The sequence below is a fragment of the Puerhibacterium sp. TATVAM-FAB25 genome, assembly GCF_046535855.1.
Classification (GTDB): Bacteria; Actinomycetota; Actinomycetes; order Actinomycetales; family Cellulomonadaceae; genus Puerhibacterium; species Puerhibacterium variabilis_A.
The window spans coordinates 355,665-377,117 of record NZ_JAXUAK010000002.1; the positions used below are offsets into that span (position 1 = coordinate 355,665).

The window sequence follows — 21,453 nt, forward strand, 5'->3', positions numbered from 1 at the left end:
CCGCGCCTCGTGGCACGGTGTGGCCGTGCATCCCCACCTGCCACGGCCCGGCCGGCGAACCCCCGTCAGCACCTACCGGCTCCAGCTCGGCCCCGACCTGTCGTTCGACGCCGCGCGCGACGCGCTGCCCTACCTCGACGCGCTCGGCGTCACCGACCTGTACCTGTCGCCGGTGCTGCAGGCGGCGCCCGGCTCCACGCACGGGTACGACGTCGTGGACCACGCGCGCATCAGCGACGTCATGGGCGGGCGCGAGGGCCTCGAGCGGCTCGCCGCTGCGGCCCACGAGCGCGGCATGGGCGTGGTCGTCGACGTCGTGCCCAACCACATGGCGGTGCCCACGCCCGCGTGGCACAACCGCGCGCTGTGGTCGGTGCTGCGGCACGGCCCGGACTCGCCGTACGCCGGCTGGTTCGACGTGGAGGTCGACGGCGGCGAGGCGCTGCTCATGCCGGTGCTCGGCTCGCGCATCGGCGACGTGCTCGCGTCCGGCGAGCTCACCGTGGAGCGGATGGTCGTGCCCGGCCACGAGGACGAGGGCGAGCAGCCCGTGCTGCGCTACTACGACCACGCCTTCCCGGTGCGCCCGGAGACCGAGCACCTGCCGCTGGCCGAGCTGGTGGGCCGGCAGCACTACCGGCTCGCCTACTGGCGGGTGGCGGACGAGGAGCTCAACTACCGGCGGTTCTTCGACGTCGGCACGCTCGCCGCGATCCGCGTCGAGGACCCGGAGGTCTTCGACGCCACGCACGCGCTGCTGCTGGAGCTGTACCGCGACGGGGTGGTCGACGGCTTCCGGATCGACCACCCGGACGGGCTGGCCGACCCGCGCGGCTACCTCAAGCGCCTGCACGAGGCGACCGACGGCGCGTGGATCGTCGCCGAGAAGATCCTCGAGGCCGACGAGGACCTGCCGCACGACTGGCCGGTGGCCGGAACGACGGGGTACGACGTCGCGTGGCGGCTGCACGCGCTGCAGGTGGACCCCGCCGGCGCGGCCGACCTCACGCGGCTGCAGACGGAGCTCACCGGCGAGACGACGACCCTGCCCGAGGTGGTCGAGGCCGCCAAGCGCCAGGTGGTGGCCACGTCGCTGTACGCGGAGGTGGACCGCGTCACCACCCTGCTGGCCGAGATCTGCGCGCAGGACGTGCGCCTGCGCGACCACACGTTCCGCGCGCTGCGCGACTGCGTCGTCGAGCTCGTCGTCGCCCTGCCCCGCTACCGGGCCTACGTGGTGCCGGGCGAGCCCGTGCCGCCGGCGCAGGAGAAGGTGCTGCGCGAGGCCGCCGACGTCGCCCGCGAGCAGCTGCAGCCCGACCGGCACGACACGCTCGACCTGGTCGTGGACCTGCTGCTGGACCGGGAGGTCGGCAGCGCCGGCCGCCGCGGCGAGGACCGCCGCGCCGAGCTCGTGGTGCGCTTCCAGCAGGTGTGCGGCGCGGTGATGGCCAAGGGCGTGGAGGACACGGCGTTCTACCGCTGGACGCAGCTGACCAGCCTCACGGAGGTCGGCGGCGACCCCGCCCGGGTGGGCATCGACCCGGACGAGCTGCACGCCTTCGCCCGCCGCACCGAGTCCGTCTGGCCGGCGACGATGACCGCCGGCACGACGCACGACACCAAGCGCAGCGAGGACGTGCGCGCCCGCATCGGGGTGCTCAGCACGGCCGCGCACGACTGGGCCGCGCTGGTCCTCCGGCTGCGCGAGGCGACCGCGGACCTGCGCCCGGCCGACCTCGACGGCGCCGCCGAGAACCGGCTGTGGCAGACGCTGGCCGGCACCTGGACGGCGGCCGGGCCCATCGAGGCCGACCGGCTCACCGACTACCTGCTCAAGGCGGCGCGCGAACAGAAGTCCTGGACCACCTGGACCGCGCCCGACACCGCGCGCGAGGAGGCGATGACCGCCTACGCGACCGCGCTGCTCGAACACCCCGCCGTCGTCGAGGCGTTCACCGCGTGGGTGGAGCGCACGACGCCGACGGCGCGCCGCAGCGTGCTGGCGACCAAGGCGCTGCAGCTCACCGTGCCCGGCGTGGCCGACGTCTACCAGGGCAGCGAGGTCACGGGCACGTCGCTCGTGGACCCGGACAACCGGCGCCCCGTGGACTTCGACCGCCTCGCCGCGCTGCTCGCCCGCCTCGACGGCGGCCACGCGCCGGCCGACCTGGCCGAGGAGAAGCTCGCGCTGACCGCCGCCGCGCTGCGCCTGCGCCGGCGCCACCCCGCGGCGTTCGTCGGCCCGGACGCGAGCTACGAGCCGCTGCCGACGACGACCGGGCACGCCGTCGCGTTCGTGCGCGGGGACGGCGAGGGGCCGCGCGCCGTGACCGTGGCGACGCGGCTGGGCACCGAGGCGCCCGCCGCCCGCGACCTGCCGGACGCGTCGGTGGTGCTGCCGGACCTGCCCGGCGGCGCGACCTGGCGGTCGGTGCTCACCGGCGCCGACCACCCCGGCGGCGCGGTGCGGCTGGGCGACCTGCTGGGCCCCTGGCCCGTGGCGCTGCTCGAGCGCGCCGCCGCGGGCGACGTCGAGGGAGCTGCTGACGAGGAGGAGAACCGATGACCGCCACTGCTGAGACCCCGGCGACCGCCGGGACCCCGGCGCCGGTGCGGGTCTGGGCGCCGCGCGCCGCGGCGGTGGAGCTCGTCGAGACGACGCCGGCCGGCGCCCAGGAGGCGCGCACGCCGATGGTCGGCGAGGCGGGCGGCTGGTGGCGCTCTGCCGCGCCGCTGGCGCCCGGGACCGACTACCTGTTCTCGCTCGACGGCGGCCCCGGCATCCCCGACCCGCGCAGCCCGTGGCAGCCCGACGGCGTCCACGGCCCGTCGCGCACGTACGACGCGGCGGCTTTCGGCTGGACCGACGGGAGCTGGGCCGGGCGCGACGTGCTCGGCGCCGTCGTCTACGAGCTGCACGTCGGCACCTTCACGCCCGAGGGCACGCTCGACGCCGCCGTCGGGCGGCTCGACCACCTGGTGCGGCTCGGCGTGGACATGGTCGAGCTCATGCCGGTGGCCGCGTTCCCGGGCGAGCGCGGGTGGGGGTACGACGGGGTGGCGCTGTGGGCGGTGCACGAGGCCTACGGCGGGCCCGAGGCGCTGCAGCGGTTCGTGGACGCGGCGCACGCGCGCGGGCTGGCCGTGTGCCTCGACGTCGTCTACAACCACCTGGGCCCGTCGGGCAACTACCTCGGCGAGTTCGGCCCGTACTTCACCGAGCGGCACCACACGCCGTGGGGCGCCGCGGTGAACCTCGACGGCGACGACGCGGCCGAGGTGCGCGCCTTCGTCGTCGAGAACGCGCTGCGGTGGCTGCGGGACTTCCACGTCGACGCGCTGCGGCTCGACGCCGTGCACGCGCTCGTCGACGACTCGCCGCGGCACCTGCTGGCCGAGCTGTCCGACGCCGTCGCCGAGCTGTCCGCGCAGGTCGGCCGGCCGCTGTCGCTGATCGCCGAGTCGGACCTCAACGACGCGGCGATGGTCACCCCCACCGGGCGCGACCTCGAGGGGCGGCCCGGGCGCGGCATGACGGCGCAGTGGGCCGACGACTTCCACCACGCCCTGCACGCGCTGCTCACCGGGGAGCGGCAGGGCTACTACGTCGACTTCGGGGCGCCGGAGACGCTGGCCAAGGCGCTGCGGCACGCGTTCGTGCACGACGGCGAGATGTCCACGTTCCGCGGCACCGAGTGGGGCGCGCCGGTGCCGGACGAGGTCGACGGGCGCCGGTTCGTCGTCTTCGACCAGGACCACGACCAGGTGGGCAACCGGGCGCTCGGCGACCGGCCCTCGCGCGTGCTCGACCCCGCGCGGCAGGCCGTCTCGGCCGCCGTCGTGCTGCTCGGGCCCGGCACCCCGATGCTGTTCATGGGCCAGGAGTGGGGCGCCACCACCCCGTTCCAGTACTTCACCGACCACCAGGAGCCGGAGCTCGGCGAGGCCGTCCGCAAGGGCCGGGCCGAGGAGTTCGGCACGCACGGCTGGGCCGAGCTGTACGGGCACGACGTGGAGGTGCCCGACCCCCAGGCGCGCTCGACGTTCGAGGCGTCCCGGCTGGACTGGTCCGAGCCCGACGACGGCCCCGACGGCCCGCACTCCCGGCTGCTGGGCTGGTACACCGACCTGGTCCGGCTGCGGCACACCGAGCCGCAGATCGCCTCCGGCGACCGCACGCGGACCGAGGTGCGCACCGGCGACGGGTGGCTCGTGATGTCGCGCGGCGACCTCGACGTCGTGGCCGTGTGGGCCGACGACGGCGCCCGCGTGCCGCGCGCCGGGGCGGGCGACGTGGTGCTCGCCTGGGACCCGGACGCCGTCGAGGACGGTGACGGCGCGGTGACGCTGCGCGGGCCGGGCGTGGTGGTGCTGCGGGCCTGAGCGCCCGGGAGGGGCGTCCCGGACCGTTGACCGGGTGCACCGGCCCGCATAAGTTGAACGGGCTGACAAAAAGCGCCACCTCGCAAAGGAGCGACATGGCCCACCTGAAGCACACCCTGCCCCGCCGCGCGGCCGCCCTCGCGGCCACCGCTGCCGCCACCACCCTGGCCGCCACGGCCGTGGGCGCCGCGCCGGCCTCCGCCGGCGACGAGGACGACTACCGCGTCCTCGTCGTCGGCGAGACGCTCGGCTTCCGGCACTCGCACATCGACGAGACCACTCACGCGCTGATCGACCTGGGCGCCGAGCACGGCTTCACGGTCGACGTGTGGGACCCGGCGAACACCAGCTCCGGCTGGTGGGGCCCCGGCTCCCCCGGCCAGCCCGACCTGACCCTGGCGTCGACGCCGTTCACGAGCAGCGAGGACCTGGCGCAGTACGCCACGATCGTCTTCGTCTCGCCCGTGGACAACACCAACAGCCTGAACCCTGCCGTGCCCCGCCTGCTCGACGATGCCGAGCTGGCGGCGTTCCAGGGCTACATCCGGTCCGGTGGCGGGTTCGTCGGGCTGCACGCCGCGACCGACACGCTGCACACGGCCGACTGGTACACCCGGCTCGTGGGTGGCGGGGCGCGGTTCGCCAACCACCCCCAGCAGCAGACCGCGACGATGCGCGTCGAGAGCCCGGCGCACCCGTCGATGGAGGGCGTCCCGCTCGAGTGGACGCGCTGGGACGAGTGGTACAACTACACGCTCAACCCGCGCGGCGACGTCCACGTGCTCATGACGCTCGACGAGTCGACCTACAGCGGCGGGAGCATGGGCGACGACCACCCGATCGCCTGGTGCCAGAACTTCGAGGGCGGACGTTCCTGGTACCAGGGCGCCGGCCACGTCGAGGCCGCGTGGGAGGACGCGACCTTCCTCACGCACGTCCTCGGCGGCATCGAGTGGACCGCCGGCCGCACGAGCGGCGGCGGCGACTGCGTCACGTGGCGCGAGGTCGACGCCCTCGTCGAGGACGCCCAGGTCCAGGGCAAGGGCCAGCAGACCGTGCTCGCGCGGGTGGCCGACCGTCTCGACGCCGCCGAGGCGGCCGTCGAGGCCGGCGACCGGGACAAGGCGCTCGGGCAGCTGCGGGCCGCGGAGAAGCTCGCCACCACCCTCCGCAGCGACGACACCGACCTGCTGGTGAGCAAGATCGCCGACCTGCGGGAGTGGCAGCAGGGCGTGCTCGACGCCGGTCTCTGACCGGCGCCGCGCCACCGGAGGCCGGTCGCGCCACCACGCGGCCGGCCTCCGCCGTGGCTGCCACGCCCGGACACGGTCTGGACGCGGTCTGGACGCGGTCCTGACGCGCTCTCGACGCCGTGGCGCCGGGCGCGCGACGATGGGGCCGGCTCTCCCTGCGGCCGGAGGCGGCACCATGTCGGACAGCACCCGCTCCCCTCGCTCGACCGTTCGACGGCGCGTGGCCGCCGGCGCACTCGCGGTCCTCCTCTCGGCCGTGCTCGCGGCGTGCGGCGGCTCGGGCGACACGCCGTCGCCCGAGACGGACGAGCCCGGGGCGACGCCCACCGGGCAGACGGGCGGGACGGACACCGGGCAGCCGAGCAGCCCGAGCAGCCCCGGCGCCGAGGAGACCGTCATCGTCATCAGCGACTTCGCGTACGACGTCCCCACGAGCGTGACCGCCGGCGGCACCGTGACGGTCCGCAACGAGGACCCGGTCGCGCACACCGTGACGTCGGACGAGCCGGGCGTCTTCGACGTCGCCGTGGGCCCCGGGGAAGAGGTGGAGATGACGGCTCCCGCCTCCGGCGGGGACTACCCGTTCCACTGCACCCCGCACCCGAACATGACGGCGACCCTGACGGTCCGGTAACAGCTCACCGGGGACGCGCTCAGAAGGGCGGCTCGCCGGGCCATCCCGCGATGTCGTCGGGCGGCCGGCCGGGCAGGCGGGTCAGGTCCTGGTCCGGGGTGTGCACGGTCGCCGGCGGCGGCTCGGGGCGCGTGCGGGTGCGTCGCCCGGTCGGGCTCGTCCACTCCAGCGTGCCGGCAGTCGTCTGGCGCACCTGCCACCGGGTCTGGTGCTTGAGCTGGTGGTGGTGGCGGCACAGGGTCGCGAGGTTGCCCGCGGCCGTGTGCCCGCCGTCGGCCCAGGCGACGGTGTGGTCCGCCTCGGCGGTGTGTGCGGGGCGGGTGCAGCCGGGGAACCGGCAGGTGGCGTCGCGCAGCGCGACCCATCGCTGCAGCCCGGCCGGCGGCGTGTAGGCGCGCCGCCCCACCGACAGCGGCACCCCGCGCTCGGGGTCGGTCAGCAGCCGGGTGAACGACCCAGCGAGGCCGGCGAGCTCTCGTGCCGCGTCCGGGCCGATCGGCGTGACCCCGTCCAGCAGCCCGGGCTCCTCGGCGCGACCCAGCAGGGTCAGCGCCGGCACCGTCACGGTGACGTGCGGACGGATCGAGCGGGCCAGCCGGGCCAGGTGGAACCGGTGGTCAGGCGGCCCGTGGGGCGGATGCTCGGGGCGCTCGGCCGGCGCGCCTCCCGGCCCGAGGGACCCTGTGCCGACCGGTGGCCGTCCGGGTGCGTCGCCGTGCGCCGTGGTCGGGTCAGGCGTGCCCTCGTGCGCGGCGGCCGGATCGAGGGTGCCCTCGTGTGCCGCGGCCGGATCGAGCGTGCCCTCGTGTGCCGCGGCCAGGTCGAGCGTGCCGTCGTCGAGGCTCAGGTCGACGAGGGCGTCGGCACGCAGCTGCGCCAGGGTCCGCCCGTCGCCGTCGGCGCGCGCCGCGCGCCCGGTCCGGGTCAGTCGGTCGAACACCGCGTGCGCCGCGGGAGCGGGCAGGTAGGCGTGCAGGTGCGCCATCCCGTCGGCGCCCGGGTCGAGCGCGACGTACCGCTTCGCCGTGGCCTCCTCGTGCCGCACCGCCACCGGCGTGGGGTGCACCTGCTCCCGCACCCGGCGTGCCCTCGCGCGCAGCCGTCGGCCGTTGGTCGCGGTGGCCGGTCCGGCCAGCGCGCGGTCCACCTCGTCGGCCGCCTCCGCCGACAGGTCCGCCACCGCGCGGGCCACGACCCGCGCGTTCGCCCACGGCACCGCGCCGGTCACAGCGGCACCGAGGGTGCGCGGCGCCTTGGCCACCAGTGCCTGCGCGCGGTCGGCCCAGTCGGCCACCTGGTCCTCGCTCGCGCACACCGCCACGGCCACGTCCGCGACGACGGCCCGGTGAGCCAGCTCGCGCCGCCGCGGTGCCGAGGCCAGCGCCGCGTGCGGGTCGGCGCCGTCCACGAGGAGGTCGGGTGCCCGCATCGCCTGGCGACGGGCACGCTCGAGCAGGAGCGCGGCCACCGCCTGGGCGCGGTTGACCAGAGCCTGCACGGCCGCGAGCGCGTCCACCGTGGCGGCCAGCTCGTCCGCGGCGACGGCACCGCGCACGTCCACCAGCGCCGCGATCAGGCCTCGCGCGTCCGTCGACTGCTCCGCGACCGCCGGCGCCACCACCGTGTGCGGGTCGGTCAGGTCGCGGCCCAGCATCGCCGCCGCCACGTCCGGTACGCCGATCGCGGCCAGCCGGGACGCGAGGGTCCCGTCGTCGGCCAGCGGCGCCCACGCCAGGGCGGCGGCCCGCGCCGCAGTCGACTCCCCCGCCAGCACCGTCACGCCCGCACCCCCTGCGTCTGTGTCGCGGCCGCTCCCCTGCGGCCACTTCGAACACTAGTACGAGCCACCGACACGGCGCCTACGATGATCGGCGAGGCGGCCGGGTCGCGAGAGTCGGCTCGGCGGTCGGCGCCGCCGTGGCGCCCCGTGGCCCGAGCCTCTCGCCGCGGGGTTTCCGCCCGTGCTCGCCGTCGTTACGGTCGCGGCGCGACTTCCTCTCACGCCTGCGCGCCGCCGTGAGAGGACGCTCAGGCGGGGCGCCACCCGCCGTCGTCGTCCGTCCACGCCCGTGCCGGCCCGACCGGCCGGGCGGAGGCCGTCAGCCAGTACGTCGCGTCCGGGTCCCAGCCGGCCAGCACCGACGCGACGCCGTCGTCCACCTCGACGGCGCGCCCCGCGGTGGTGAGGTAGCCCGCGACCGTGAGGTGCACCGCGTCGGCCTCCGCCGCGACGGCCCGCCAGTCGGGCAGCACCCAGCGCAGGTCGTCGCGGCCGGTGGCGCGGAACCAGTCGTGCCGGCGCGACGCCGTGACCTCGAGCGGGTGACGCCGGCACAGGTCGGCCCACGCCGCCGGGCCGTCGAGCTCGAGCACGCGGGCGCCGGGGTCCACCGCCACCGCCGTGACCTCGGCGCGCTCCGGGCCGAACGAGTCCTCGACGAACCACAGGCCCGCCGCGCCGCGGTCCCCGAGCTCGCGGGTGGTGCGCAGCAGGTCGTGGGGCGGGGCGGACCACCAGTGACCGCTCCACGGCGCGCGCGGGTCGGCCGGGCGCTCGGCGAGCGCACGCTCCTCGTCCGCGATCGTGTCGGCGGCCCAGCGGGCCAGGACCTGCGGGGCGGGACGCCGCACGCGCACGGCGGCGACGTCGACGGGGTCCTCGAACGCCACCGTCCGCTGCGTCCCGGGCTCCAGGGGCGCCGTCCACCACGCCGCCCCCGGCGCGGCGACGACGCTCGCCGCCGTGGGCCGCAGCGCTCCGACGACCTCGGGGGTCGCGGCCAGCACGTCCTCCCCGTCGGGCTCCTGCCAGTACCGGGCCGTGTCGACCGCCGCCCCGAGCGCCTCGTGCAAGGTCGACGGGCTCGGCGTCCCGGCCGGCACGCCGGCGAGCAGCGCGGCGACCTCGGCCACCGACGGGCGGGGCAGCTCGTCGTCCCGGGGGTTGCGCCCGTCGGTCGTGAGGACCCGGACCGACCGGCCCCGCCCGGGGTCCAGGGAGTACGCGGCCCACATCACCGCCTCGCGCAGCGTGCCCGCCCCGTCCTCCTCCGGGACGGCGGCCTGGGCGAGCGCGAGGCACAGGCGGCGGCCGCGCGGCCCGGCGAGCAGCGCTGCGGGGTCGAGGGGCACCACGGGACCGAGGGGCGCACCGGCGTCCATGCCGTCACGCTAGCGGCCCGGGACGGCAGGGGTCAGGCCCGTCGGCGTCACCGCGTCCGGCCGGTGATCACCGTGGTGCACTCGCGCTGGAGCGTCTCGTCGGCCCACATGGCGTGCTGGGGCGCCGCGTTCGAGCACACGACCGCGCCCCAGGCGCCCACCCGGGCCGCCAGGGTGACGGCGTCCCGGCAGATCTGCGCCCCCACGGGGCCCTCCTCGAACCGGCTGTCGCGCGGGGTGTACCCCACCCAGCCCTCGCCGAACACGAGCGGGACGCCCAGGCGCCGGGCATGGTCGGCGGCCGTGCCGATCCACTCCTCGAGCCGGTTCGCCATGGCGATGCGGTGGGCGCCGTAGCGCTCGTACAGCCACCGGTCGACGGCGGCCGGGTCGCACCAGTCGTGCAGGTAGATCTCGGCGTGGCCGACTATCGAGGCGTGCCGCTTCCACTCCTCGTCCGCCGGCGGCGCCCAGTCGGCCAGGCGCGGCGCGCCCGGCCTGAGCAGCTCGGCGTCCGCGCGGGCCTGCGGGAAGTCGGCAGGGTCCCCGCGGAGCGCGAACTCCGTCACGAGGTCGTCCAGCACCCCGTACACGTAGGGGTGGAACACCAGGACGCCGGCGTTGCGCGGCAGGCCTCGCATCGCCGTCACCGGCACGGCGGCGTAGCTGGGACCGCACAGCACGTCCGGGTGGCGGACGGCGAAGGCGGCGATGCCCGCCTCGAGCCGGTCACGCAGCTCCACCACAGGGTCGTCCGCACCGGGCAGGCCCGCGGTGAGGTGACCGGCCTGGACCTCGTTGTGGGGCTCGACGAACGCCAGGGTGTGCCGCAGGCCGTGCTCGTCGAGCAGGTCCACCAGATCGGCGAGCGCCTCGCCGAGGACGACCAGCCGCTGGTCGGGGGCGACCGCCTCGAGAGCGTCGTACCAGGCCCGGTCCGCGGCGAACGCGGGGCTCTGCTGGTACTCCCAGGAGGAGGCGATCACGACCACGCCGTGGCGGCCGGCTGCGCGGAAGAGCTCCAGCAGGTGCTGCCGGGCGTCGATCATCGTGGGCTGCTGGACGTCGTACCAGCGCACGCGTCCGGCGTACCCGTTGCCGATGGGTCCGAGGCGCAGGGCGGTGGTGTCCAGTCCGGACCGGAAGAGCAGGAACGGCATCGCGCAGATGCGGACGGCGTTGTAGCCCAGCTCCACCGCGCGGGCGAAGGCGGCGTCGAGATCCTCGAACGGCTCGCCCGGACCGGTGCGGACGTACCAGGAGAAGTCCCACAGGGTGATCGCCAGCCGGTCGGGCAGGTGGGTGGGGCTCAGCTCCATGCGCCCGGCTCCCCGACCTCGAGGCGCACCCGGGCGACCCGCACGACGTCGACCGCGTCCACGACGACGCCGTCGTCCAGGCCGCGGACCGTGGGATCGACCCACACCCCTGCGCCGGCGCTCCACGGCAGCAGCTCGAGGCGGAGGCCACCGGCCGCGACCTCGTCGCGCCAGGGAGTGAGGTCGACGTCCCACGGACGGCCGTGCCAGAAGTGGTCGCTGACCAGGCGTTCCCCGACGTACGCCCGGCCGGCGTCGCCACGCCAGGTGATTCGCAGGAGGGCGCGGTCGACGCCGTCGAGCGCGTCCCGTGGGACCGCCACGCGCAGGTGCGCGGCGCCGGACCAGTCGGTCGGCGCGGAGAGGCGGTCCATCGGCCCGCCGTGGACGGGCTCCGGGGCGGTCGCGTCCAGGGGGCGGGCGCCGGTCAGGACCGGTCGGTGACCGCCCGACGGGACGTCCAGCGACCACGTCCGCCACGGGCCGTCGTCCCGCCCCTCGGTGACCCGCCCCTCGGAGGCGCGCACCGCGACCGGCGGAGGGAGCAGCGACACCGTCGCCCGGCCGGTGTCCGGGTGCAGGACCAGCGCTCCGTCCTCGACGTACAGCGGGGCGTCGGACAGGACGAGGCGCTCGCGCCCGCCGACCTCCAGCCGGTAGAGGCGGTCGGCCGACGCGTCGTCGAGCACCAGCACCCGCACCCCCGGCAGCACCACGACGCACGTCGGTCCCGGCGGCGTGCGGAGCTCGACGACCGTGGCGCCGTCGCGGTGCTCGCCCTGCCCCGCACCGCCGACCGGGACGTCGCCGTCCAGCACGAGCTCCACCGGGACGCCTGCGGTCGCCGCCAGCACGACGACCTCGTCGCCGTCGACCGCGAGCCGGGTGACGACCTGGGCGGTGGCGCCGCGCAGCTCGACGTCCGGGGTCAGGGCGTACCGCAGCGGCCACGCCAGCGAGACACCCGCAGGGAGGTCGACCGGCACGGTCGGGACGGTCACCTCGGCGCCGTCGTCGAAGGCGACGGTCACCTGCACGCCGTCCTGCGCGGTCAACGGCTGCCGCTCCGGCTGGTACGTGGTGAGGAACAGGTAGCCGCGACGCCCGTCGCTGCGCACGGCCCACCGCAGCTCGTCGGTCCGCTCGCTCCCGCCGCCCACGGTGGTGGTCATGGCCGCGAGCCGCTCGCCCTCGGCCTGCAGCCACAGGTGCTGGCGCCGCAGCGCATGGTGGTGGGGCCGGACCTGTCCGTGCTCTCCGACGGGGGCCCAGAAGTCGTAGGTGAGCTCCGGGACGTCGTTGGGGTAGCCGGTGGCGTGCGACTCCTGCTCGCCGCCGACCTGGCCGGGCACCGCGGCGGTCCGTTGGGTCCCGCCGGCGTACATGTAGTAGCCCTGCCAGATCGAGCCGCTGCCGATCTTGGCCAGGGCGAGCGCGGCGACGTCGGCGGCGGTCACCAGGGGACGCCGGTGGTAGGCGACGTGCATCCCGCCGCCCAGCTCGCAGGTGGCGAACGGCAGCGCGTCGTCCTCGAGCGGGACGGACGCCGGGTCGAGGACGATCCCGTCGAGCGCCTCGCGCAGGTCGGCGCCCACGGAGAGGTCGTCGCGGACCGGGCTGTACCGGAAGTGGGCCGCCGCGAACTCCGGCCACTCCGTGCGCGAGTCCTCCCAGAAGCCGTCGGCGTACGCGCTGTACACGGGCAGCAGCGTGTGCGGGACCTGCGCCCCGCCCCAGCCGGTGGCCGTCCACAGCGGGACGCGCAGCCCGAGGTCCTCTGCGGTCCGGCGCAGCGTGGCGAGGTGTGCCGGCTGGTCGTACAGCTCGTTGTCCACCTGCGCGGCGACGACCGGCCCTCCCTCGGCGTGGGTGAGCCCGGTCAGCTGGGCGATCGACTGGGCGTAGAAGGCCCGCACGAGGTCGAGGTAGGCAGGGTCGTCCGTGCGGGTGCGCAGGCCACGCTCGACGAGCCAGTCCGGGAAGCCGCCCAGACGCGACTCGCCGTGCGCCCACGGGCCCAGCCGGACGACCACGTCCAGCCCGTGCGACGCGGCGAGCTCGACGAAGGCGCGCAGGTCCAGGTCGCCGTCCCAGCGGAAGTCACCCGGCTGCGGCTCGTGCGCCCGCCAGAACACGTAGGTCGCCACCGAGTCCAGGCCGCCGGCCCGGGCATGACCCAGCACCTCCGGCCAGCGCTCGCGCGGGATCCGTGAGTAGTGGATCTCGCCGGTGACCGGGAACCACGGGCGCCCGGCACGTCCGATCCACCGGCTCGTGACCTCGATGCGGTCAGGGCTGCCGGCGGGCTCGCCGAGCGGGAGGTGGTCGCGGCGGGGCTCGGGCGGCGTGGTGACCCGGACCCGGTGGCCGGCGCGCGGTGGTGCCTGCAGGACGTCGTCGTTCACGGTTCTCCGTTCGTCGAGCGCCGACGCGGGCGACGGCCCTGGACCCGAGCGGGCGCCAGGAGCGCGCGGGCGTGCGTGTTGAGGGGGTCGCGGACGAGGACGTCGGCCGCCAGCGAGGTCGCCTCGGCGACGCTGCCGTCGATCCGGGCGAGCTGGGCGCGCAGGACGGCGACGCGGGTGTCGTGCTCGTGCTGGACGTCCTGGGTGAACAGCAGCATGGTCGGCAGGGACGTGGCGAAGTAGTCGATCCGGGCCTGCGCTCCCGCCTGCGCGTCCGCGTACCGGGCCAGCCCGTCCCGCAGTTGCGCGGCCTCGTCCGACCGTCCCAGTCGGCGCAGGGCGACGACGGCGTCGGCGGTGCGCTCGGAGTACGCCTGGACCTGCATGGACTGGAAGTCGCCCTGCTGCCCGGCGGCGATCTCCCAGGAGTCGCGGGCGGAGGCGTCGTCGCCGACGGCGGCCAGCGCGTCTCCGAGCACCAGGTACAGGTGGGCGGTGTTGGCGAGCGGGTGCCGCGCCTCGCCGAGAAACGCGGGCGGGTGGAGCGATGCCGTCACGTGCTCGACCGCTGCCTCCGCGTCGCCGGCGTCGAGCGCCTGCCGGGCCCGGGCGAGGCAGGCGTCCTCCCAGGCCGCGAGCACCCGTCCCTCGCCGCCCTCCCAGGGCTGGAAGTCGCGGCCGGTCAGCACGTCGAGGGCCTCGTCGGCCCCGCCCACGGCGGTGAGGATCTCGGCGAGCTGGACCGACAGGTCGTCGCGCCGTGCGACGAGGTCGAGGCGGCTCCGCAAGGTCGCCGCCCGTTCGGCCGGATCGGCGCCCCGGCGTCCTTCGAGCTGGTCCGCCTCGTACAGCAGCCGAGCGTCATCGGGCGCCAGAGCCCGCGCCCGACGGTAGTACTGGGCGGCGAGCTCGGCGTCGCCACGGACGTTGTGCGAGGCGACGCCGAGGTTGCGCAGGACGACGGAGTCGGACGGGTCGGCGGCCGCGGACGCCTCCCAGGCGTCGATCGCCTCCTGGCGACGGCCGGCCGCGTACAACCTGTGGCCGGCCAGCCCGGCGAGGACCGGGTCCTCGGGCCACCGGCGGCGCAACCGCGCGAGCATGTCGTCGTCCCCGGCAGAGGGGAAGCACCACGTGCGGTCCAGCGATGCCGCCACGCTGCGGGCATGCTCGGCGGCGGCGTCGTCGCCGCGGCGGAGCTCGAGATCGGCCCGGTGCAGCCAGGCCAGCGGGGCGACGTTGCGCTGACCGGGCGTCAGCGGCAGGTGGGCCACGTGCTCGAAGAGGTCCACGGCGGCGTCGTCCTCGCGGACGGCCGCGTACTCCAGGGCGACGTCCAGGGCCGTGGTCGGGTCGCACGTCGGCACGACGTCGAGCCCGAGCCGGGCGGCCAGGTCCCGCGACCAGGCGTCCAGCGGGTTGGTGGCGAGCGTCCCGGTGACCAGCTCGGCGGCGAGGCCGGGGTCGCCGCAGCGGCGCGCGGCGATCGCCGCCAGGGCGCGCGCCTGCGGGTGGTCGGGTGCGTGGGCGATCAGCGCGGTCAGGTGCTCGAGCACCTCCGCGTGCCGACCGGCGGCCAGGTCCAGCCGGGCGCTCGCCACCACCGCGGCGGCGTGCCACGACGCGTCCCACGACGCGGTGCCCAGGGCGGCGCGGGCCTCGTCGTCACGGCCGAGCCGCGCGAGGACGACCCCGAGCCGGTAGTGCGCCTCGCCGTCGCGCGGGTTGGGGTTGCGGCGGGTGAGGCGGGCGACGGCCGCCCGCAGGTGCTCCTCGGCCGCGTCCAGCCGGCCGTCGCGCTGCCGGCGGGCGGCGAGCGCGACGTGACAGCGGGCGTCGCCGGGGTCGCGGCGCAGCCCTTCCGTCCAGTAGGGCTCCGGTGAGCGGGTGGCGTGCCGGTACTGCTCGAGGTGCAGCCCGGTCAGGTACAGCTCGTCGACGGACGGGACGTCGGCCGGCGCGGGCACCTCCTCGGCGGGCTCCGGCAGGGTCGCCACCGGGTCGTCGGCGTCCGCGGGACGCGGACGCCAGCGCACCAGCACCTCGCCGGAGTGCTCGACGAGCACCTCGCACGACGTCGGGTCCAGCCGCGCGTCCAGCCGGAGCTCGTGGACGTACGGGCGCCCGGGCGCGATGTCGGCGGTCCGGTCGTGCAGGACGCCGTCGGGCCCGTGCAGCACGACGCGGCTGCCGGCGCGCGGTGCCGTGGTGCCCACCGCGACCCGGACACGGGTCCCGGCGCCGTCCGCCACCACGTCCAGCCGGACCGCGGCGTCGCGGGTCGCCTGGTGCACCGGGCCAGTCTCCTGGATCGGGTACCAGTACTGGGAGAAGGTGCGCGTCTCCCCCGGCCGCAGGAACGCGAAGTCCGGCTGGTTGTCGGTGAAGACGCCGGCCATGAGCTCGACGTACGGCGTCCCGTCGTCGCTCAGGTGCGCGTCCCACGCCCGCCCGAACGCCGCGTTACCCCACGTCCACTGCTTCTTGCCCGGCGCGATGCGATGATCCGCCCAGTGCACGAAGCCTGCACCGGCGCGATGGTCGTAGCCGCCGAAGAAGTCGTCCTGCGTGCCCAGGCACATGTACGAGGTCGGGACCGGGATGTTGCGGTACCAGTCCAGCCGGTCCGCGTCCGGCCGGTCGGCCGTCCGGCGCGACGGGTAGTCCACGCCGTAGTACCGGTCGCGCGCGGCCGGGAAAGCCGTCACCGCCCGCTTGGCGTGGTCGGCCACGACGTGCACGTCGGTCGGGAAGAACGACTGGTAGTCGTCGTGGACCGCGGCCGCGACGTTGGCCCACCACAGGAACGTCTGGACGTCGTCCGTGCGGTTCACCAGGTGCCCGCGGACCTCCACCAGCGCGCTGCCCGGTCGCAGCCGCACGCCGTGCATGCCCTGCATGCGCGCGAACGGGTCGTGGTCGGAGCACCACACGGTCACCGCGCCGTCGTCCTCGTGCTCGAGGGTCGCCTCGGTGGGCAGGTAGGTGCCGGGCCGGTGGTGCTGCGGCCAGTTGAGCTCCACCCCGCCGGCCACCCACGGGCCGGTCAGCCCCACCAGGGCCGGCTTGATGACGTCGTTGCGCATGAAGAAGTCGTAGCCCCGGGTCTTGTCGTGCCCGACGTGGATCCGGCCGCCGAGCTCGGGGAGGATCATCAGGCGGACGTACGCGTTCTCCAGGTGGACGGCGTCCCACGAGCGCGGCGCCTTGTGCCGCGCGACGCCGTCGACGAACGGCAGCGGGTACACCGCGCCGGAGGACCCCTGGTAGACGCGCTGGTCCAGGTAGGCGGGGTACCGGTCCGGCCGGTCCGGCTCGTAGGTGTCGATGACGACGGGCTCCCGCCACGCCCGCACCGCGCGGCCGGCGATCTCGGCCGGCGCGGACGGCAGCACGATCCGTGACTCTTCTTCGGGCACGTCTCGGACAGTACAGCGGCTTGACCCGCGGACCGATGGCAGATTCGATGCTGGCCATGGACGAATCGCCGGTCACCGCGGGACCGCCGCTGCTCCGGGACGGCTTCGTCGGGCAGCGGATCCTCGTGGTCCCCAGGCCGGCGGTCGCGAGCGCGCTGGGTCGCCCGGTGACCGGACGCCTGACCGTCACCGACGTCGGTTTCTTCCCGCACGCGGCTCGCCACGGGCGCTCGCGGCCGACGGGCGCGGACCAGCACGTCCTGCTCGTCTGCTCCGACGGGACGGGATGGTGCCGCACACCGGAGGGACGGTTCGCCGTCGCTCGCGGGGACGCCGTGCTCCTTCCCGCCGGCGTGCAGCACGAGTACGGCGCCTCGGTGACCGACCCCTGGACGGTCTGGTGGGTGCACGTCGCGGGGCCCGACGCCGGCGAGCTGGTCGAGGCGGCACGCGCCGCGGCGCGGGGGCCGGTCACCCACCTGCCCGACCCGGCGCCCGTGGCCAGCCTCGTCTCGCAGACGATCGACGCCCTGGACGGCGGGCTCACCACGGCCGCGCTGGTGCGCGCGACCGGCCTGATCTGGAACGCCCTGGCGCACGTCGTGGCGACCGGGCGCCGGCGGTCCGGGCCGAGCCTGAGCCCGGTGGAGCGGGCGGTCGAGCACCTGCGCGCCACCGTCCCGCACCGCACGTCCGTGGCGGCGCTGGCCGCGATGGTCGGCCTGGGAGTCTCGCAGCTCGGCCAGCTGTTCCGCCACGAGCTGGGCATGTCACCGCTCCAGTACCAGACGGAGCTGCGCATGGCGCGCGCGCGAGAGCTCCTGGACAGCTCGTCGGTGCCGGTGAGCGCGGTGGCGAGGGACGCGGGCTATGCCGACCCGCTGTACTTCTCGCGTCAGTTCGCCCGCGTGCACGGCATGTCGCCGTCGGCGTACCGCGACCGGCCCGCCCGCGCCTGACCGGGCAGCCTCGAGGACCCCGGGTCCGGGGTCCTCGAGGCGGGCAAGCTTCAGCCGATGCCGTGGAACGCGAACCGGAACGTCAGCTCCCGGCCGGCGGGCAGGAGGAACTCCGGATGGGTGCGAGCGCCCCAGGAGTTGTCGCCGCCCACGCCTCGGCGCTGGAGGGCCGGGCGCAGGACCGTGCGGTGGACGGGGGGCAGCTCGTTCGGGTGCGCCGCGTTCTCGATCTCGAACGGCGTCCACGGCAAGGCGGACAGCTCCATGCCGCCGGTCGGGCCGGGCTCTCCCGCGTGCTCCAACCGGATCCCGACGCCGTCGTCGTCCGTCACCTCCGCCCACCGCACGCCCGTGCGGCTGCCCGCCTCCTGCGGACGCAGGTAGCGTGTGAGCGCCGTACGGACGTCGAAGGTGTGGACGCCGAGGCGGGCACCTGCGCGCCGGTCGACGTAGCACTCCTCGGGGCCCTCGCCGTACAGCCGCACCCGGTGCAGGTCAGGGTCCGTGGTGAGCAGCATGCCCATCTCGGGCATGTCCCCGAGCCCCTCACCGGGGCGCACGACCTGGGCCACCTCGACGCGGCCCGTGCCGTCGACGCGGTACGTCACGTCGCAGGAGCTCACGGGCGCCGTGGGCAGCACGTATCGGAAGGTGAGCTCCACCGCGTCGTCGCGCCGGACGACCTCGGGCTGCGGCGCGTCGCGGTCCAGGGTCGGATACCGGCTGGCCAGCAGCCACGCGCCGTCCTCCGACGGGCCGCCGTAGCCGCGCTCGTTCGAGGTGGGGGCGTGCCAGAAGCACGGCTGCGGCACGGAGCGCAGGAGCTCGCGCCCCTCGCCCGTCGCGGTGCCCGGCCCCGTGCGGTAGGACAGCAGCCCGCCGTGCAGCCGCGAGAAGAGCGCGCTGAAGCCCTCCCCGTGGACGCCGACGTTGTGGATGCCCTCGACGACCGTCGGCGCCGGCGCGGCAGAGGCCGGGGCACGCGCGGGCTCGGCCACCCGGACCACGGCCTGCTCGTGCGCGACCTCGTGGCCGGCGTCGGCCCACCGGGTGGCGGCTCGCAGGCGGAAGGACACGTCGACCGTGTACTCCCCCGGGTCCCCCGGCACCTTCACGGGCAGCGCGTACGCACCCTCGTCGCCGGGCGCCACGTCGGTGTCGAGCGTCTGCTCGACGAGCACCTGCCCCTCCCGCGCGAGCGTCACGACGCAGGCGTGGGCGGAGGACGGCGTGAACAGGTGGCGGTTGCGCACCACGACGACACCGGCGTCCGCGCCGTCAGTGATGCCGTCGAGGCGCAGCTGCACCTGGTACGGCTGGTAGAGGTACCGGACCTCCTGGACGACCGGCTTCGGCGTGCGGTCGGCGAAGAGGATGCCGTTGCCGGAGAAGTCCGCGTCGTGCGGCACGTCGCCGAAGTCCCCGCCGTAGCCGTCGAACGTGCGGCCGTACCGGTCGGTCACCGGCAGGGCCTGGTCGGCGAAGTCCCAGATGAAGCCGCCCTGGAACAGCCGGTCGCGGTACGCCAGGTCGAGGTACCTGCCCACGGCGCCGAACGAGTTGCCCATCGAGTGGGCGTACTCGCAGAGGATCACCGGCCTGTCGCGGTGCTCGGTGAGGAACGCCGCGACGTCGGCCGCCGGGGTGTACATCGTGCTGACCACGTCCGTCGTCTCCGGGTACCGCGGGTCCCAGTGCACGCCCTCGTAGTGCACCGGCCGGTCGTCGACGGAGCGGAACCAGTCCGCGACCGCCCGGATGCCCGTGCCGCCGTAGGACTCGTTGCCGCAGGACCACATCACCACCGACGGGTGGTTCTTGTCGCGCTCGAGCATGTTGGCGGCGCGGTCGAGCAGCGCCGGCAGCCACTCGGGCCGGTCGCCCGGCAACGCCTCCTCCACGGGGAGGTCCTGCCGCAGCAGCCGGTCCCACATGGCGTGGGACTCCAGATTCATCTCGTCGACGACGTACAACCCGTAGTCGTCGCACAGGTCGTAGAAGAAGCCGTTGTTCGGGTAGTGGCTGGTGCGGACCGCGTTGATGCCGATCTGCTTCATGAGGCGCAGGTCGGCCTCGGTCTCCTCGCGCGTCATCACCCGGCCCTGGGACCCGAACTCGTGGCGGTTGACGCCGGTGAAGACCACCCGCCGGCCGTTGACGGACAGGACGCCGTCCTCGATGCCGAACCGGCGCAGACCCACGCGGAGCGGGACGTGCTCCGTCACCGCACCCGCCGCGTCCCGCACCTCGAGGCGCAGGTCGTACAGGTGCGGGTCCTCGGCGCTCCACAGCCGCGGGCCGGCCACCTCGACGACGAGCTCGCCGTCGGGTCCGGGCCCCAGGGGCCCGACGCCGTCGAGCACCGCGGTGACGGCGCCCTCCCCCTGGAGCGCCACCCGCACGCGCACGACCGCCCGGTCGAGCCCGGGCGCCACGTCCGTGACGACGCGGACGTCCTCGGCGTGCACCACCGGGCGGTGCCGGAGCACCACGTCGCGGAACAGGCCGGAGAAGCGGAAGAAGTCCTGGTCCTCGATCCACGAGCCGGACGTCCACATGACGACCTGCGCGGCGACCGTGTTCTCCCCCTCGACGAGGGCGTCCGTGACGTCGAACTCCGACGGCGTGAAGGTGTCCGCGCCGTAGCCGACGTACCGGCCGTTGACCCACACCGCCACGGCGCTCTCCGCGCCGTGGAAGGTGACGGTCACGCGCTCGCCCTCGCCGGGCCGGCGGTCCAGGGTGAACGTGCGCACGTAGCTGCCGACGGGGTTGCTGCGCCGGGGCGCCTGCCCGGGCTCGAGCGCCTCGCTCCCGTCCCAGGGGTACTGCACGTTGACGTACTGCGGCCGGTGGTAGCCCTGCAGCTGCAGGTGGCCGGGGACGGTCACCTCGTCCCAGCCGCTGCGGTCGAGGCCGGGCTGCTCGAAGCCCGGCAGGACGCCGGCCGGGTTCGCGGCGTAGTGCAGGCGCCACGTGCCGTTGAGGCTCTGCTCGAACGAGCTGGTCCCGGTGGCGGCCTCCTGGGCGGAGGCGAACCACCGGTGGTCGGAGTGCGGGGCCGTCCGGTGCTCGGCGACGAAGCGCGGGTCGGAGACGCGGTCGAGGCTGAAGGTCACTTGATGGCTCCGGTGATGCCCTGGGCGAAGCTCTTCTGCAGGGCGAGGAAGACGAGCATCGCGGGCAGCGACGCGATGAGGACGGCGAGCATCAGCATCCCGTAGTCGGTGACGTACCCGGCCTGGATGTTGGTCAGCAGCATCGGCAGGGTCAGCACCTCGTCGTTGACGAGGACGACCTTCGGCCACAGGAAGTTGTTCCACGCCGCCATGAAGGTGATGACGGCGGCGGCCGCGAACGTGGGGCGCATCGTCGGCACGTAGATCCGCAGGAAGATCTGCAGCTCCTTCAGGCCGTCGATCCGCGCGGCCTCGATGATCTCGTGCGGGAACGACCGGGAGGCCTGCCGGAACAGCAGGACGAGGAACGGCGTCGAGATCGCGGGGAGCACCACGGCGATCCAGCTGTTGACGAGCCCGAGGTCGCCGAACATGCGGAACAGCGGGATCATCGTCGCCGCGAACGGGATCATGATGGCCAGCAGGAGGAAGCCCATGAACCGGTCCTTGGCCTTCGTGTGGAACACCTCGAAGCCGTAGCCCGCGACCGAGGTCACGGCGAGGGCGAGGACCGTGGTGCCCACCGCGATGAGCGCGGAGTACCACAGCGCCGTGCCGAGGGGCTGCGCCCCGACGAGGGTCCGGAAGTTCTCCAGCAGGTGGGTGCCCGGCAGCAGCTTGGACGCCAGGACCTCGTTGCTGGTGTTCGTGGCCGAGACGACCATGAAGTACAGCGGGAACACCGACGCCACCGCTGCGAGGGTGAGGAAGACGTAGCCCGTCACGTTCTGCATCGA

At 75.3% G+C, this 21,453-nt stretch carries 12 protein-coding genes; 5 read left to right on the forward strand and 7 right to left on the reverse strand.

Annotation, left to right across the window (positions count from 1 at the left end):
- Positions 1-25 precede the first annotated feature (25 nt).
- The 4 genes from treY to U5M74_RS03935 all read left to right on the forward strand — a co-directional run bounded on the left by treY (position 26) and on the right by U5M74_RS03935 (position 6,273).
- Complete coding sequence (gene treY / locus U5M74_RS03920) at positions 26-2,569, forward strand: malto-oligosyltrehalose synthase (RefSeq protein ID WP_410906334.1); 2,544 nt, start codon at positions 26-28, stop codon at positions 2,567-2,569.
- On the forward strand, positions 2,566-4,386 hold the full coding sequence (gene treZ, locus U5M74_RS03925; protein WP_410906336.1) for a malto-oligosyltrehalose trehalohydrolase: 1,821 nt from the start codon (positions 2,566-2,568) through the stop codon (positions 4,384-4,386). The genes treY and treZ overlap by 4 nt, the downstream gene beginning before the upstream one ends.
- Before the next feature lie 95 nt (positions 4,387-4,481).
- Entirely contained in the window at positions 4,482-5,639 is a 1,158-nt protein-coding gene (locus U5M74_RS03930) for a ThuA domain-containing protein (protein ID WP_410906338.1), read from the forward strand.
- A 220-nt stretch (positions 5,640-5,859) separates the two neighbouring features.
- Complete coding sequence (locus U5M74_RS03935) at positions 5,860-6,273, forward strand: cupredoxin domain-containing protein (protein ID WP_410906340.1); 414 nt, start codon at positions 5,860-5,862, stop codon at positions 6,271-6,273.
- Positions 6,274-6,292: 19 nt separating this feature from the next.
- Here U5M74_RS03935 and U5M74_RS03940 read toward each other — a convergent pair whose 3' ends face one another.
- The 5 genes from U5M74_RS03940 to U5M74_RS03960 form a co-directional block, all read right to left on the reverse strand.
- Positions 6,293-8,053 carry a DUF222 domain-containing protein gene (locus tag U5M74_RS03940; RefSeq protein WP_410906342.1) on the reverse strand — a complete coding sequence of 587 codons (1,761 nt, stop codon included), beginning with the start codon at positions 8,051-8,053 and terminating at the stop codon, positions 6,293-6,295.
- A gap of 248 nt (positions 8,054-8,301) precedes the next feature.
- Positions 8,302-9,435, reverse strand: a complete 1,134-nt coding sequence (locus U5M74_RS03945) for a hypothetical protein (RefSeq protein WP_410906344.1) — start codon at positions 9,433-9,435, stop codon at positions 8,302-8,304.
- 47 nt (positions 9,436-9,482) lie between these two features.
- Entirely contained in the window at positions 9,483-10,754 is a 1,272-nt protein-coding gene (locus U5M74_RS03950) for a cellulase-like family protein (protein ID WP_410906346.1), read from the reverse strand.
- On the reverse strand, positions 10,745-13,159 hold the full coding sequence (locus U5M74_RS03955; protein WP_410906348.1) for a beta-galactosidase: 2,415 nt from the start codon (positions 13,157-13,159) through the stop codon (positions 10,745-10,747). The genes U5M74_RS03950 and U5M74_RS03955 overlap by 10 nt, the downstream gene beginning before the upstream one ends.
- Positions 13,156-16,578, reverse strand: coding sequence for a DUF5107 domain-containing protein (locus U5M74_RS03960; protein WP_410906350.1), 3,423 nt, complete (start codon positions 16,576-16,578; stop codon positions 13,156-13,158). Before U5M74_RS03960 ends, U5M74_RS03955 begins: the two co-directional genes overlap by 4 nt.
- Before the next feature lie 56 nt (positions 16,579-16,634).
- Between U5M74_RS03960 and U5M74_RS03965 the strand changes: the two genes are divergently transcribed.
- On the forward strand, positions 16,635-17,537 hold the full coding sequence (locus U5M74_RS03965; RefSeq protein WP_410906352.1) for a helix-turn-helix domain-containing protein: 903 nt from the start codon (positions 16,635-16,637) through the stop codon (positions 17,535-17,537).
- 50 nt (positions 17,538-17,587) lie between these two features.
- Here the strand turns inward: U5M74_RS03965 and U5M74_RS03970 are convergent, their stop codons facing one another.
- Both U5M74_RS03970 and U5M74_RS03975 read right to left on the reverse strand, forming a co-directional pair.
- On the reverse strand, positions 17,588-20,656 hold the full coding sequence (locus U5M74_RS03970; RefSeq protein ID WP_410906354.1) for a glycoside hydrolase family 2 TIM barrel-domain containing protein: 3,069 nt from the start codon (positions 20,654-20,656) through the stop codon (positions 17,588-17,590).
- The gene (locus tag U5M74_RS03975; RefSeq protein ID WP_410906356.1) at positions 20,653-21,450 is read right to left on the reverse strand and encodes a carbohydrate ABC transporter permease; all 798 of its coding nucleotides are present in this window, start codon (positions 21,448-21,450) and stop codon (positions 20,653-20,655) included. Before U5M74_RS03975 ends, U5M74_RS03970 begins: the two co-directional genes overlap by 4 nt.
- Positions 21,451-21,453: the final 3 nt, after the last annotated feature.